Source organism: Rathayibacter sp. KR2-224 (assembly GCF_049446075.1).
Lineage (GTDB): Bacteria > Actinomycetota > Actinomycetes > Actinomycetales > Microbacteriaceae > Humibacter.
In genome coordinates this window covers 168853-183717 of the sequence record NZ_JBMSEB010000002.1, presented here as the reverse complement: position 1 = coordinate 183717, position 14865 = coordinate 168853, and the positions used below count along the sequence as shown (strand labels likewise).

The window sequence follows — 14865 nt, the reverse complement described above, 5'->3', positions numbered from 1 at the left end:
CGTGAGCACGAGTTCCGAAGCGGGTACCGCGAACCCCTATGCCGCGACCACGGCTGCGCCAGGTACGCCGCATCCGGAGCCACGGCAGGGGACGGGGCGGGGCCGAAGGACCGGGCGTGCGTGGTTGCGCGCCGCGTTGCATCCGCTTCGCCATACGACGCTGCGCACGAAGCTCGTGCTCTCCGTCGTCGCGCTCGTCGCGGTGCTCGGCGTCGTGATCAGCCTGGTCAGCGCCCTGTTCCTGCAGCGGTACCTGGTCGAGCGCCTTGACGCGCAACTGGGTAACGCCGCGAGCAGAGGCGAGCTGACCGCGTTGCAGGCGATCGGCGCTCCGGGCGGTGTCGCGGCCGACGACCTTCTTCGGCAGGTGCTCGACTCACGCGGGCTTTCGCCCGGCACCGTCGCGGCGCTCATCACCTCAGACGGACACACCTATTCCATGTATCTGAGCGGTGACCAGGCAGCCACCCCGCAGACCGCGTCGCCCGACGCGAGCACCAAGATCGCGGCCGTCCCGACGAACGGCACCGCGACGTCCGTAGACCTCGGCGGAACACTCGGCCAGTACCGGCTCGTGGCCGTCGCTCTGCCGCAGTCGGCGGAGCTCGTCGTTGGCCTTCCGCTCGCCGATGTGAACGCCACAACGACCCAACTGCTCACGATCATCCTTCTCGTCACTGTGGTCGCCATCGCGGCCGCCGGCGGAGTCGGTCTGCTCATCGTGGTGCTCGCGCTGCGCCCGCTCGGACGCGTCGCAGCGACGGCCACAGCCGTCTCCCGGCTACCGCTCGAGCGGGGCGAGGTGGCCCTCGCGGTGCGTGTGCCGACCGAAGACACCGACCCACGCACCGAGGTGGGCAGGCTGGGGGCCGCCTTCAACAACATGCTGGGGCACGTGGCATCCGCTCTCTCGGCCAGACAGGCGAGCGAGAACAAGGTTCGGCAGTTCGTGGCGGATGCCTCGCACGAGCTGCGAACGCCGCTCGCGTCCATCCGCGGCTACGCAGAGCTCACGCGACGCGCCCCTGAGCAACTACCGCCGGACACCGTTCGGGCCATCGGACGCATCGAGTCGGAGGCCGAGCGCATGACGGCGCTCGTCGAAGACCTGCTGCTGCTCGCCCGGCTCGACGAGGGCAGGGAACTCGACCACGAACCCGTCGACCTGTCGCGGTTGGTGATCGACGCAGTGTCAGACGCACATGCCGCCGGCCGCGACCACACGTGGACGGTCGACTTGCCGCCGGAGCCGGTGTCGGTGCTCGGAGACGCGCCACGGCTCTACGAGGTGATCGCCAACCTGCTCACGAACGCCAGGGTGCACACCCCGGAGGGAACGAGCGTGTCCACCGAGTTGAGCGTCGAAAAGAGCGCGGACCGCTCCTTCGCGGTCGTCACCGTTACCGATGACGGACCGGGCATTCCCGATGATCTGCAGCCGGTGCTGTTCGAACGATTCGCCAGGGGAGACTCGTCGCGTTCACGGCACACCGGGTCGACCGGCCTGGGTCTGGCGATCGTGCGTGCTGTCGTCGGGGCCCAGGGCGGAACCGTCGATGTGGAGAGCGAGCCGGGACGCACCCGGTTCACGGTGAGACTGCCGGTGGACGAGTCGGCCAATGCCGCAACGGGTGGCGGCCTTGACGCCGCCTCCGATGGCGCCGTCTCCGTCACCCAGGAGGAGCCGCTCCCACTCGCCGAGCACGACGCCGAAGCGCCTGGGGCCGATGCAGCGCAGGCCGAGGCGCACGACGACGAGGCGGCCACACGCAAACGCGGCACGTGATGCCAAACTGGCGATCATGCGCATTGCTCTCACCGGTGGATCAGGAAAACTTGGACGAACGGCCGTGCGGATGCTCCGCGAAGCCGGTCACGACGTCACCTCCTTCGATGTCGTCGGCCCGCGCGGGCCGGGCTATCTGCAGGTCGACCTCACGGACTACGGCCAGGTCATCGACGCCCTCGCCGGTGTTCACGAGGGCGTGAGGCAGACCGGGTACGACGCGATCGTTCACCTTGGCGCAATCCCTGCGCCAGGCATCCGCAGCGATGTGGCCACGTTCGAGAACAACATCCTGAGCACGTACCACGTCTTCCAGGCGGCGCGCACGCTCGGTATCAGCAACATCGTCTACGCGTCGAGCGAGACGGTGCTCGGCCTGCCCTTCGACGAGGATCCGCCGTATCTTCCGATCGACGAGGAGTATCCGGGGCGCCCCGAGTCCACCTACTCGCTCGTGAAGCACCTCGAGGAGACCATGGCGAGGCAGCTCACCAGGTGGGATCCGGAGCTGAAGATCATCGGCCTGCGCTTCTCCAACGTCATGGACCCCGAGGACTACGCGGCGTTCCCCGGGTACGACTCGGACACCAAGAACCGCCGCTGGAATGCGTGGGGCTACATCGACGCGCGCGACGGCTCGCAGGCGATCCTCAAAGCGCTGGAGGCCGAGCTGACCGGTTTCGAGGTGTTCATCATCGCCGCCGCCGACACGGTGTCCGATCGGCCGAATGCCGAGCTGGCGGCTGCGGAGTTCCCCAACGTGCCCGTGCACGGCGACCTGGGAACGCACGACACTCTGCTCTCGATCGGCAAGGCGCGCCGCCTGCTCGGCTATGAGCCGCAGCACTCCTGGCGCAACCACGTGTAGCCGCTGCTGACCTGCGGCCGAGCATCCGCGGAGCATCCGCAAAGCCCTGCCAAGCCCTGGAAGCCCTGCCAAACCCTGCCAAGCCCTGCCGAGCCCTGCCAAGCCCTGCCGAAAATCGGAGATTCGTCGCGACCCGCCGACGAGCGTCGCGGCCAGCCCGCGCGTCGGCGCGAATCTCCGATTTTCGGAAGAGCGTCGATGGATGCCTGTCACCGCGCGGTGTCGTGCGGAGCGACGCACGCGGATGTCTGCGACCTCGATTTGGGCATCCGTTCGCCGTCGCGTACGATTGTGGATGCCCAAGACCGCCGGTCATCGGCGTGCCAGCACGTCGATCGAAGGTTCTCGAGCCGGACAGCACCGAAATGTGCCGCCCGAACCGAGACGGCCCGCGCAGGCGAGAACGAGAAGATGGCAGCATTTCGCTGCCGTTCGACACGCTCCGTGCCTGCGCACGGAGCTTTTTTCATTTCCGGCCGGTGCGAAGGCGACGCGCAGCATCCGCAGCGCGTCTCGTATGTAAGAGGAGTGGCCATGGCGAACAAGGAAGCCACGGTTGCCGAGCTCGAAGAGAAGTTCAAGAGCTCGACCGCCGTTCTGCTGACCGAGTATCGCGGTCTGTCTGTTGCGAAGCTCAAGGAGCTCCGCAGGTCCATCAGTGCAGACGCGACCTACGCCGTGGTGAAGAACACGCTGACCAAGATCGCGGCGAACAACGCCGGCATCTCGACGTTCGACGACGAGCTCGCCGGACCGTCCGCGATCGCCTTCGTGCACGGTGACCCCGTGAACGTCGCAAAGGGTCTGCGTGACTTCGCCAAGGCGAACCCCCTTCTCGTCGTCAAGGGCGGCTACTTCGATGGCAGCCCCCTTACCGCCGAAGAGGTAGGCAAGCTCGCCGACCTCGAGTCCCGTGAGGTGCTGCTGGCCAAGCTGGCCGGCGCCTTCAAGGCCTCGCTGTTCGGAGCCGCATATCTGTTCAACGCGCCGCTGTCGAAGGCCGTCCGCACGGTCGACGCGCTGCGTGAGAAGCAGGAGTCCGCAGCGTAGGCATCCACCGCCCATTCGGGGTGAAGGATGCTCGCCGCGGTGAGTACACGTAGAAACCAAGGAGAAGAAAATGGCTGACAAGCTGTCCACCGAGGAGCTGCTCGAGCAGTTCAAGGGTCTGACGCTCATCGAGCTGTCGGAGTTCGTCAAGGCGTTCGAGGAGACCTTCGAGGTCACCGCCGCCGCTCCCGTCGCCGTCGCTGCCGCGCCGGCCGCCGGTGGCGCAGGTGCCGGTGCCGAAGAGGTCGAGGAGAAGGACTCGTTCGATGTCGTTCTCGAGGCCGCTGGCGAGAAGAAGATCCAGGTCATCAAGGTCGTGCGCGAGCTGACCTCGCTCGGCCTTGGCGAGGCGAAGGCCGTCGTCGACGGTGCTCCGAAGGCCGTGCTCGAGGGCGCGAACAAGGAGACCGCCGAGAAGGCGAAGGCTGCCCTCGAAGAGGCCGGCGCGACCGTCACGCTCAAGTAGTTCCCGCCCCGGTAGGGGCATCGTTCCGCAGGCCTTATGGCGTGCAGAACCGCAGCGAGGGCGTCATCCCATCAGGGGTGGCGCCCTTCGTCGTGTCCGAAGCGCCGCACCCCGCGACCCGGTGGTGCCGTTGCCCGCGTTGCGTCACCCGATCCGGCCCATCCCGCCCGTCTCGTCCGCAGGACCGCGTCGGCTGAGGTTCCCCCACCCACACAAACACCCACGATTTCAGGACATGGCCTCATCCGCGGGCGCTATGTCACCCGCCTTCCGCATGTCCTGAAAACGTGTCGTGTTTGGTGGCGAACCGCCGGCCTCAGCGGCCGCTGAGAGCCGATACTGACCCCACCCGGCAGCTCCCGCCGAAAACAGCAGAAGTGCCCGAGAACAGCAGGATTCCTGCTGTTCTCGGCGCGAGAGCGTGATCACTGCTGTTTTCAGAGCGGCCGCCGCCGGGGCGTGGCCGCCGGTCGAGGCTCGGCGGTCCGGTACGGGGCTCGGCCGCCCCGGGGCGCGGCAGAGCAGAAGCGGGACTCGACTGGGCGGAAGCGGAGGCGACGCCGCGGAGGCGCCCGGCTTGAGATATATAGCTAAGCTATATATAATAGTTTCATGCTTACCGAACCGATCTCTCTTCCCTTCAGGGACGACACGGGCAGCGACGCTGAACTGCGATACCTTCTGAGCGACTACGTGCAGCTCTCTGGCCGACTCACCCGACTGGCCCACCGTCTCTCCGGTGGGCCAGAAGGCCCAGCCACGTGGCGCACGCTCGCCGTGCTTCAGCAGTCCGGCCCGATGCGCCTCGGCGAACTCGCCGCCCTGAGTCACGTCGCCCAGCCGACGATGACCAAGATCGTGGCCGGCCTCGTCGAACGCGAATGGGTGAAGCGCATCGCAGACGCCGACGATGCCAGGGCATGGCAGATCGGCATTTCCGCGAAGGGCATCATCCAGCTCGTGGAGTGGCGCAACAACCTTGCGAGCGCCCTGCTGCCGTACTTCCAGGACCTGTCCGACGACGATCGCCGCACCATGCAGCGTGCCCTCGAGCTGCTGCTTCCCCGGCTGGCGGAGGCATCCGCCTCAGCAAACCCCCTCTCAGGAAAGACGAACGACTGATCTCGATGACCCAGACCGACATCCCCGACACGAACTCCATCGCACAGCCCACGGTCGGCGCCGCCAAGAACCGGGCGGATGCCACGCCCACCGCACGAAGCAGTGGAGCGAACAACCCGCACGCCGGTGGGCATTCCGGAGGCAGCGGCATCCTGAAGCAGCCGCTCGCCGTGTGGGCAGTGGCCTTCGCCTGCGTCGTCTCGTTCATGGGCATCGGTCTCGTCGACCCGATCCTGCCCGCTATCGCGGCAAGCCTGAAAGCCACCCCGTCGCAGACCGAGCTGCTCTTCACGACCTACCTGCTCATCACCGGTGCCGCCATGTTCTTCACGAGCTGGCTGTCCACCCGCATCGGCACGAAGAAGACGCTGCTCATCGGGCTCGCGGTCATCGTGGTCTTCGCGGCGCTCGCCGGCGCGAGCGGTTCGGTGTGGGAGATCATTGGGTTCCGGGCAGGCTGGGGACTCGGCAACGCGCTGTTCATCTCCACCGCGCTCGCCGCCATCGTCGGTGCGGCATCCGGCGGTGCCTCGCAGGCGATCATCCTCTATGAGGCGGCCCTCGGCCTCGGGATGGCCCTCGGCCCGCTCCTCGGCGGCCTGCTCGGCAACGTGTCGTGGCGTGGACCGTTCTTCGGCACGGCGACGCTCATGGCCGTCGGCTTCGTCGCGATCATGACCATGCTGCGCAAGGGCAGCGAGTCCAAGCCAACGCCCACGAAGCTGACGGCACCGTTCCGCGGCCTCGCCCGCCCCGGTCTCGGCGTCATGGCCGGAGCAGCGCTGTTCTACAACATGGGCTTCTTCGTGCTGCTGGCCTACACACCGTTCGCGTTGGCCGACCTCGGCCTGGATGCCGCCATCCCGCTAGGCCTCATCTTCACCGGTTGGGGAATCGCGCTCGCCATCTCATCCGTGTGGCTCGCTCCCGCGCTGACCAACCGGCTGCGCCGCACCACGGTGCTCATCATGGTCATCCCGCTGCTCGCGGCCGACCTGTTGCTGATCGCCCTGCTCGTGAAGTCGATCGTCGCCATCATCGTTCTGGTGATCGTGGGCGGCATCTTCCTAGGCATCCTCAACACCGTGCTCACCGAGTGCTCCATGGAGGCGACAGATCTTCCCCGTCCCGTGGCGTCGTCCGCCTACTCAGGTGTTCGCTTCATCGGTGGCGCCGTCGCTCCTCCCGTCGCCGCAGCGCTGGGCAACTCCTTCGGTGCTGCCGTTCCGTTCTTCTTCGGGACGGCCGTGCTCGTGATCTCGACGCTCATCGTGGTCTTCGGCCGGCGCGCGCTCCGTCGGGCGGACGGCGCCGTCGAGAACGCGGAGCAGGAGGCGGAGGCGATCGCCATCGGCGACGCCGACTAAGACCCCAGGGGCGGACCGAAGCCGGCTCCCTGACCACTCAGCTGCGCAGGGACTGCGCCACTTCTACGAGGAGGCCCTCCGGTCCGCGGAGGTAGCCGAGGCGGTAGACATCCTCGTAGTCGACGAGCTCGCCGACCAGGTCGTAGCCGGCGGCCCTGCTGTTGGCGACGACCGCGTCGAGGTCGTCGACCTCATAGCTGAGATGGCGGTATCCGACCGTGTTCGACGGCAGGTCCTCCTCGCCGATCGCTTCGGGGGAGCGGAACGCAGACAGCTCGAGCGCCGCACCGCCGCCAGGCGGGCGGAGGAACACCACCTCGCTTCGCACATCCCCGAGGCCGATGATGCGGTCCACCCATTCCCCGCTCACCTCGGACGAGCCCTCGCGCGTGAACCCGAGCGCGACGAAGAAGTCCACGACGCGCTCGAGGTCGCGCACAACCACACCGACATGATCGAGTCTGAAGGATGCCATATCGGCAGGCTAGCGCCGGCCGCGGCCCTCAAGGTTCAGGTGGGCAGGGCCGACTCTCCGGAGACATGCCGCCGCGCAGCTTCGCGGCGCTCCCGCCAGACCCGCTGCCAGCTCCCCAGAGCTGAGCCCTGCCCTCCGCCGCCGTGTCAGCGCGGCGGCGCCGTGCTGCCGCGGTCGACGAAACGCACGGGATGCCGTACCGACCGCATGCGCTTGTCACTGCCCGCCAACTCGTCCAGCAGCATCCGGGCGGCCGCAGCACCCTGCGCCGCGGGATCCTGCTCGAAGGTGCTCAGCGAGAACACGCCGGAAAGCGGATGCCCGTCGACGCCGATCACGGAGACGTCGTCCGGGATGCGTAGCCGGTGCGCCCACAGCGACAGCATGGCCCCCATGGCCATCTCGTCGCTGCCGGCGAAGATGGCGGTCGGATGCCCGTCCGCGGCATCCAGCATGGCGTCCACTGCGTGCCGGCTGACCTCGGTGTCGAACCGGCCGTGCAGCACCCGGTCGTCGCGTGCCGCGAGCCCGGCGGCCTCCATCGCCCGGCGCCACCCCTTCTGCCTCGACCGCGGCACAGTTGGGTTCAGTCCTTCCTCGTCGTCGCCGCCCAGGTAGGCGATGTCGGTGTGACCAAGGTCGATGAGGTGCCTCGTCGCGGCCTCCGCCACGCCGAGGTCGTCGATGCCGATGTGACGGATGCCGCGCACCGGTCCGCCCACCGCGATGGTCGGGTGCCCGGTCGACGCGAGCTGCCTGCGTTCCTCCGCGCTGAAGTCGAGGCACAACGCCACGAGCGCATCGGTGCGCTTGCGCAGGATCGACCTGTGGAAGACGCGCGACCGGTCCCCGCCGCGCCCGCCGAGGTTGAACAGGATGAGGTCGTAGCTCGCCTCGCGCAGCTCACGGTCGATGCCCTCGAGCACCGAGGTATAGAACCACCTGCTCACCGACGGGACCACGGCTCCCATCGCGAGCGTGCGACCGGATGCCAGCCCTGCCGCGCCCGCGGACGGCACGTACCCGAGGTGGTCGGCCGCCCGCCTGACCGCCTCCCTCGTCGTCGGTGCCACGTTCGGCAAGCCGCGCAGAGCGCGCGACACCGTGGCCGTGGACACGCCGCTCGCGCGTGCGACGTCATCGATGCCGGTCATTGCGGAACCTAGTGGCCGGTGGTGCCGGTGCGGTTCTCGGTGGGAGGCCGCACCAAGTGGTCATCGCCGGCGGGGCGCATCCGTTCGGTCATGCGGTGCCGTGCTGCCAGCAGCAGTGCGAACAGCACGACGAACGCGAGCAGGGTGATCGCCCAGCCGAGGGCATCCTGCCCCGTTAGCTCGTAGATCACGGTGATGACGAAGAACGCGGCCGTGAAGAACCCGATGCCCCCGATGAAGAGGTCGAGGATCTCCCGCGGGTCGGGTTGCGACGCGCTGCTCAACATGCGGATGCGCGGCACCGGCGTCAGCCCTTCACACCGCCGGCGGTCAGGCCGGCCACGATGCGGCGCTGGAAGATCAGCACCAGGATGACGAGCGGGATCGTCACGACGACGCCGGCAGCCATGACCGCCGTGTACGGCTCCTGGTGTGGCTGGCTGCCGGTGAAGCCGGCGATCGCCACCGTGACCGTCTGCGTCGCATCGGTGGTCAGCTGGCTGGCGATGAGGTACTCGTTCCAGCTGGCGATGAACGCGAGGATGGCTGTGGTGAAGACCGCGGGAGCGGCCAGCGGCAGGATGATCTTGCGGAACGCCTGCGCCGACGTGCAGCCGTCGATGCGTGCGGCCTCCTCGAGATCCCACGGCATCTCCCGGAAGAACGACGTGAGCGTGTAGACCGTCAGCGGCAGTGCGAACGAGATGTCCGGCAGAATCAGTGCCTGGTACGTGCCGATCCAGCCCCAGTTCGTGAAGAGCTGGAACAGCGGGGTCAGCAGCGCGACGCCAGGGAACATCGAGGCGCCGAGGATGATGCCCATCACGATGCCCTTGAACCGGAAGTCCAGGCGCGCCAGCGCGTAGGCGGCGAAGATGCCGAACAAGAGGCAGACGATGGTGGTCGCGGCGCCGATGATCAGGCTGTTCAGCAGCGCGAGGCCAAGATGGTTGCCGAGGTTCGTCGACAGCGCCGTGACGTAGTTGTCGAACGTGACGTGGGTGAACCAGAACGTGTTGTCGAAGGTGAAGCCCACGTCGCGGAACGACGTGACGATCATCCAGTAGAACGGGGCGATGCACCAGATGACGATGACGATGGCGCTGATGCCCGTGCGGAGGCTCTGATTGCGGCGCCGGCGCCTGCCGGTCTTATTCGCCGCCTTGGTTCCGGACCGCCGCAGATCCGCGCCTTCGGTCGTGGCAGTGGCTGGCCCCGCGATGGCGCTCATAGCGTGCCCTTCTGCTGGGACTCCTGAGTTCGCACAACGTTCGCGCCGAGGAACCGCACGAAGATGAATGCGACCAGGAAGATGATGATGAACGTGATGGTCGACAGTGCAGATGCGCTGTTCGGTCCCTGCCTGATCTGATCGACGACCAGGATCGAGAGGGTGGTCGTGGCGTTGCCGCTTCCGCCGCCGCCTCCCGTGAGGATGGCGGGCAGGTCGTAGATGCGCAACGCATCGAGGATGCGGAAGAGCACCGCGACCATGAGGGCCGGCTTCAGCAGCGGTAGCGTCACGCGCCAGAACCGCTGCAACGTGGTGGTCCCGTCCACCTTCGCCGCTTCGTACAGCTCCTCAGGGATCAGCTGCAGACCGGCCAGGATGAGCAGGGCCATGAACGGCGTGGTCTTCCAGGTGTCGGCGATGATGATCGCCCAGCGCGACGACCACTCGCCGCTCACCCAGAGGATGCGCTGGCCGACGAGAGCGTTGGCGATGCCGGCTGCCGAGAAGATGAAGTACCAGAGCTTCGCGGTGACCGCCGTCGGGATGGCCCACGGCACGAGGATTGCTGCACGCACGATGCCGCGGCCGTGGAATGCGCGGTTCATGATGATGGCCATCCAGAGCCCGAACAGCGTCTCGAGGATCACGGTGACCACCGTGAAGAAGAACGTGACCCCGACGGCGTTCCAGAACTGGGCACCCAGGCTACCTGGCGGGCACGCGATGGCGCCGGTGGACGACGAGCACTGCTGCAGGAGCCAGTGCGCGTAGTTCTGGAAACCGGCGAAGCCGCCCTGTACGAACAGGCCGGTGGCCGAGTCGAGGCCGGGATCCTTCTGGAACGACATCACGATCGCGCTGACGATCGGGTAGCCGATCACGACGGCCAGGAGGGCCATCGTCGGCAGGATCAGCCAGACGACCGATTGCACCTGACTGCGCTTGCGCTGTTGTCTGCCGGGTCGCGGTGTTCGCACCGTCCCCGCGGCGGTGGCTGTCTCCGTTGACATGCACGCCTCCATGAGCTTTCGAGCCGATGACCCCGTCGCGGCGACTGCACGCCTCGGACGGAGCCGAAGAAAAGAGATGGGTGGGGATGGGCCGGCGGCGAGACGGATGCCTCGACGCCGGCCCGATGACGCGGCTAGCTTCCCGCGCCTGCCGCCTTGATGGCGTCGGACATGTCGCTGAGCGCCTTGTCGACGGTTTTGTCACCCTTCAGTGCGCCGTATGCGTTGTCCTGAATCGCCTTGGTCACCGCCGGGTAGAACGGGGTCACCGGGCGGGGAACCGCGTTCTCGATCGACGTCTTGAGCGTCTTCAGGTAGCCGAACTTGGCGTTGAGGCTGGCGTCGTCGTACAGCGAGGCGAGCACAGGCGACAGCGAGCCCTGGGTCACGAAGAACTTCTGTGTCTCCGCGCTCTGCAGGAACTCGACGAAGTCGTGCGCCGTCTTCTTGTGCTTCGAGTACACGCTGATGCCCGCGTTGTGTCCGCCAAGGCTGGATGCGCCGGGCTTGCCGTCGCCGTTGCCCGGAAGCGGCGCGATCGCGAACTTGTCCTTCACGACGCTGGATCCGTCGGTCTTGGCCAGGTTGTACACGTACGGCCAGTTGCGCAGGAACAGCAGCTTGCCCGACTCGAACGCCTGCCTGCCCTGCTCCTCCTGGTAGGTGATCGCCTCCGCGGGGATGTTGCCGTCCTTGAAGGCGTCGACGAGTCGCTGCAGGCCCTTCTTCGCCTCAGACGAGTTCACGGTCGGCGTCTTGCCGTCCTTGCCGACGATCGTGCCGCCTGCGGTGTTGATCGCCTCGGCCGCGTTCACCGTGAGGCCCTCGTACTGCGCGAACTGCCCTGCATAGCATCCGATGCCGGCCTGCTTTGCGATCGAGCAGTCGCTCATCATCTCGTCCCACGAGGTGGGCGGGGTCTTCACCAGGTCTGTGCGGTAATAGAGCAGCCCACCGTCGCTGGTCTGCGGGGCCGCGTACAACGTGCCGTTGTAGGTGGCGGTAGCGACCGTCGGCTTCAACAGCTTCGACGTGTCGATCGCCATCTTGCCGGTCAGCGGCTGCAGCCAGCCCTTTGCCGCGAACTCCGCCGTCCAGACCACGTCGACGTCGACGACGTCGTAGTTGGCGTTCTTGGCCTGGAAGTTCTGCACGAGGTCGTCGTGCTGCTGGTCGGCCTGGTCGGACTGCTCCTTGAACGTGACCTTCTCGTTCGGGTGCGCCTGATTCCATTTCGCGATCAGCGGGCGAACCACGTTGCTGTTGTCCTTGCCCTGAACGTAGGTGATGGGCCCCGTGCCATCCAGGTTCTGCTGAGCGGGGCCCGAGCCACCGCCTCCTCCCCCTGAGCAGCCGGCCAAGACCATGCCGATCACTGCGACGCCGGCGACCCCCGCCAGACGTAGAGACGTTTTGCGCGCTCTTCTCATGTCCACTCCTCTTCGAGCGTGATGGTGCGTGTGCTGTCCGGCAACGATAGGCCTAGGCGGCCTCAAATGTAAGCGTTTGCGTCAAGCGCTTACAAGGTGTATCCGACCTGTTATTCAGAACCGGAGCCGCAGGAAACGATCGAATTCTCCCGTTGGACGCATGAGTGCACGGGGCGCCAGGCTTGATCACATGGAATACACGCATCTCGGACGCACCGGCCTCACGGTGTCTCGCATCGTGCTCGGAACGATGAACTTCGGCCCCCAGACGGATGAGCAGACGGCCCACGCGATCATGGACACGGCCCTGAGCGAGGGCATCAACTTCTTCGATACCGCGAACGGCTACGGCGGCCCCGACCACCCCGGCCACACCGAGGAGATCATCGGCAACTGGTTCGCCAAGGGCGGCGGACGCCGCGAGAAGACGGTGCTGGCGACCAAGCTCTACGGCGACATGGGCAACAAGTGGCCGAACAGCGGCAAGCTGTCGGCACTGAACATCCGCAACTCCCTCGACGCGAGCCTGCGCCGGCTGCAGACCGACCACGTCGAGCTGATCCAGTTCCACCACGTCGACCGCGACACGCCATGGGATGAGATCTGGCAGGCCATCGAGGTGGCGGTTCAACAGGGCAAGGTGATCTACGCCGGAAGCAGCAACTTCGCGGGCTGGCACATCGCGCAGGCGCAGGAGGCGGCGGCATCCCGTCACTTCCTGGGACTGGTCAGCGAGCAGTCGCTCTACAACCTGATCGTCCGCGACCTCGAGCGCGAGGTGATCCCGGCCGCGCAGCAGTACGGCCTCGGCATCATTCCGTGGTCGCCGCTGCAAGGCGGTCTGCTCGGCGGCATCATCAAGAAGCAGGAGGATGCCTCGCGGCGCAACGAGGGACGCTCGGCCCAGTCGTTCGAGGGGCACCGGGCGCAGCTGGAGGCATACGAGGCGCTCGCCGATGAGCTGGGCGTCGAGCCCGCGCAGCTCGCCCTGGCGTGGCTGTTGCACCAGCCGGCGGTGACCGGCCCGATCACGGGACCGCGCACGCCCGAGCAGCTCACGAGCATCCTTGGCACCCTCGACCTGAAGCTCGACCAGGCCGCGCTCGCGCGACTCGACGAGATCTTCCCCGGATACAAGACCGCGCCCGAGGACTACGCCTGGTAAGGACCGACGCCACCGGAGGGATCCGACCTCGCCGGGCGACTCGCACTGGGTCGCTCACGCCGCGAGGTCGGATCCCTCCAGCTGGGTGAGGAATGCGCTCGCCGCCGGTCCGACGACCTCGGGCGTCGCCACTCCCACCGACCACTCGAGACCGGGCGCGTCCAACGGCACAGACGACAACGCCTGGGGCCGCTTCTTGGCGAAGTGAGCGGGGACGACCGCGATTCCCAGGCCGTGCTGCACGAGGTCGAGTAGGGAATGCACGTCGTTGGTTTCCAGGTCGGCTGTGCGGCCGGCCCCGATCGAGGCGAGAGCGCGCCCGACCAGCAGCTGGGCGCCCCAGTCGCTCTGGAAGCCGACGATGGTCTCGGTCGCGATGTCGTGCAGGGTGACGGATGAGCGCGAAGACCACGGGTGGGTTGTGCCGCACAGAACCGTGAACGGCTCGGTCGAAACCCGTCGCACCCTCACACCCAGCGGATTGACGCCGCACTCGGCGATCAACGCGACGTCGAGGCGGCCGGATGCCACGTCATCCAGCAACCGAGCAGAGCCCGCGAAACCCAGACGTACGCGCACGCCAGGGTGCGCGGTCCTGAAGTCGGCGAGCTCGGCGGGGAGGTCGCCGAGACCCAGGCACTGCTCGGACCCGACCGACAGCGTGCCGGAGAGCACCTCGCGAACCGCGGCGACGGCCTCCTTGGCCGCCGCGGCGCTCGCGACCGTGCGCACCGACTCGGTGAACAGCGCACGGCCCGCGTGGGTGAGTTCCACTTTGCGGGTGCTGCGGAGGAAGAGCTCTGTCCCGAGTTCGGTCTCCAGTGCCCTGATCGATGCCGAGAGTCCCGATTGCGAGATGTTCAGCGACCGTGCGGCCTTGGTGAAGTGCCTCGTCTCGGCGACGGCGATGAAGTGTTCGAGCTGCCGCAATTCCACGTAGCGACGCTACGCCATCCGCCCTTCATTCCCCGACGATGCGAAGTCCACGTGCGCCGAAAGCACGGCGATCGGAGCGGATCGAGACGAGCAGCCGATCGAGGTTCGCCTGCGTGTGGTGAGCGATCGCGGCGGCGGCGGCATCCGCATTTCTGTGCACGATGGCGTCCACGATCTCGGCGTGCTCGTCCCATGCCGCGGCCCTGCCGTCCTCGGTGCGCATCTCGAGCCAGCGCGCTCTCGCCATGCGGGTCACGGCATCCGCGACCGCCTGAACGATGAACGGGTTGCGGCTCAGGGCGGCGAGGCCCTCGTGGAAGTCCGAGCCGCGCCGCATGCCGGCGTGCTCGTCGTCTGGCTCGGTGCTCTGCGCGGTGACCGACTCGGCGAAGCGGGCGAGGTCGGCATCGGATGCCCGTTCGCACGCGAGTCTCGCGGCGGCCGCCTCGATCGCCTCTCGATACTCGGCCAGCGCCGTCACCTCGTCGAGATCGATCGGCGTCGCCTGCCAGGCTCGTCCGTCGCGGGCGACCAGGCCCTCGCCTTGCAAGCGCATCAGGGCTGCGCGGACCGGCGTTCTGGATGCCCCGAATTCCGCCTCGAGACTGCGCTCGCTCAGCCGCGCCCCTGGCACGATGTCGAGCGACAGGATCGCCTGCCGCACCTGGTCGTACACCTGGTCTGTCTGTGAGGCGGCTTGCATGGATGCTCGTTTCCCGCGGTCGCGCGTCAGGTGGATGGCTGGGCCGTCCCTCCAGTATGGCCAGTGCGAGTACCGGGACTGCCTCCTGTTGCGAGAGCA

15 protein-coding genes are annotated in these 14865 nt (G+C 67.3%); 7 read left to right on the top strand and 8 right to left on the bottom strand.

Annotation, left to right across the window (positions count from 1 at the left end; all coding sequences use genetic code 11):
* Position 1 precedes the first annotated feature (1 nt).
* The 6 genes from ACO2Q7_RS13160 to ACO2Q7_RS13135 all read left to right on the top strand — a co-directional run bounded on the left by ACO2Q7_RS13160 (position 2) and on the right by ACO2Q7_RS13135 (position 6659).
* Positions 2-1786: a sensor histidine kinase gene (locus ACO2Q7_RS13160; RefSeq protein ID WP_423356158.1), complete on the top strand. Its 1785-nt coding sequence runs from the start codon at positions 2-4 to the stop codon at positions 1784-1786.
* 16 nt (positions 1787-1802) lie between these two features.
* Entirely contained in the window at positions 1803-2654 is an 852-nt protein-coding gene (locus ACO2Q7_RS13155; RefSeq protein WP_423356157.1) for an NAD-dependent epimerase/dehydratase family protein, read from the top strand.
* Between the two features lie 534 nt (positions 2655-3188).
* Positions 3189-3704, top strand: coding sequence for a 50S ribosomal protein L10 (rplJ, locus tag ACO2Q7_RS13150; RefSeq protein ID WP_423356156.1), 516 nt, complete (start codon positions 3189-3191; stop codon positions 3702-3704).
* 70 nt (positions 3705-3774) lie between these two features.
* The gene (gene rplL / locus ACO2Q7_RS13145) at positions 3775-4170 is read left to right on the top strand and encodes a 50S ribosomal protein L7/L12 (RefSeq protein WP_423356155.1); all 396 of its coding nucleotides are present in this window, start codon (positions 3775-3777) and stop codon (positions 4168-4170) included.
* A 612-nt stretch (positions 4171-4782) separates the two neighbouring features.
* Positions 4783-5292 (top strand): MarR family winged helix-turn-helix transcriptional regulator, encoded by a 510-nt coding sequence (locus tag ACO2Q7_RS13140; protein ID WP_423356154.1) that lies wholly within the window; start codon positions 4783-4785, stop codon positions 5290-5292.
* Between the two features lie 5 nt (positions 5293-5297).
* Positions 5298-6659 (top strand): MFS transporter, encoded by a 1362-nt coding sequence (locus ACO2Q7_RS13135; protein ID WP_423356153.1) that lies wholly within the window; start codon positions 5298-5300, stop codon positions 6657-6659.
* A gap of 37 nt (positions 6660-6696) precedes the next feature.
* On the opposite strand, the gene ACO2Q7_RS13130 is transcribed toward ACO2Q7_RS13135, so the two are convergent.
* The 6 genes from ACO2Q7_RS13130 to ACO2Q7_RS13105 form a co-directional block, all read right to left on the bottom strand.
* Positions 6697-7134, bottom strand: a complete 438-nt coding sequence (locus ACO2Q7_RS13130; RefSeq protein WP_423356152.1) for a VOC family protein — start codon at positions 7132-7134, stop codon at positions 6697-6699.
* A gap of 146 nt (positions 7135-7280) precedes the next feature.
* Positions 7281-8288: a LacI family DNA-binding transcriptional regulator gene (locus ACO2Q7_RS13125; RefSeq protein WP_423356151.1), complete on the bottom strand. Its 1008-nt coding sequence runs from the start codon at positions 8286-8288 to the stop codon at positions 7281-7283.
* Positions 8289-8296: 8 nt separating this feature from the next.
* Positions 8297-8590, bottom strand: coding sequence for a hypothetical protein (locus ACO2Q7_RS13120; RefSeq protein ID WP_423356150.1), 294 nt, complete (start codon positions 8588-8590; stop codon positions 8297-8299).
* A gap of 5 nt (positions 8591-8595) precedes the next feature.
* Complete coding sequence (locus tag ACO2Q7_RS13115) at positions 8596-9519, bottom strand: carbohydrate ABC transporter permease (RefSeq protein WP_423356149.1); 924 nt, start codon at positions 9517-9519, stop codon at positions 8596-8598.
* Positions 9516-10532, bottom strand: a complete 1017-nt coding sequence (locus ACO2Q7_RS13110; protein ID WP_423356148.1) for a carbohydrate ABC transporter permease — start codon at positions 10530-10532, stop codon at positions 9516-9518. The genes ACO2Q7_RS13115 and ACO2Q7_RS13110 overlap by 4 nt, the downstream gene beginning before the upstream one ends.
* A 134-nt stretch (positions 10533-10666) precedes the next feature.
* Entirely contained in the window at positions 10667-11962 is a 1296-nt protein-coding gene (locus ACO2Q7_RS13105; protein ID WP_423356147.1) for an ABC transporter substrate-binding protein, read from the bottom strand.
* A 190-nt stretch (positions 11963-12152) separates the two neighbouring features.
* Here ACO2Q7_RS13105 and ACO2Q7_RS13100 point away from each other — a divergent pair, with 190 nt between their 5' ends.
* Positions 12153-13127: an aldo/keto reductase gene (locus ACO2Q7_RS13100; protein WP_423356146.1), complete on the top strand. Its 975-nt coding sequence runs from the start codon at positions 12153-12155 to the stop codon at positions 13125-13127.
* 54 nt (positions 13128-13181) lie between these two features.
* Here the strand turns inward: ACO2Q7_RS13100 and ACO2Q7_RS13095 are convergent, their stop codons facing one another.
* Together ACO2Q7_RS13095 and ACO2Q7_RS13090 are read right to left on the bottom strand one after the other, a co-directional pair.
* Positions 13182-14063, bottom strand: coding sequence for a LysR family transcriptional regulator (locus tag ACO2Q7_RS13095; protein ID WP_423356145.1), 882 nt, complete (start codon positions 14061-14063; stop codon positions 13182-13184).
* 25 nt (positions 14064-14088) lie between these two features.
* Entirely contained in the window at positions 14089-14766 is a 678-nt protein-coding gene (locus ACO2Q7_RS13090; protein ID WP_423356144.1) for a GntR family transcriptional regulator, read from the bottom strand.
* Positions 14767-14865: the final 99 nt, after the last annotated feature.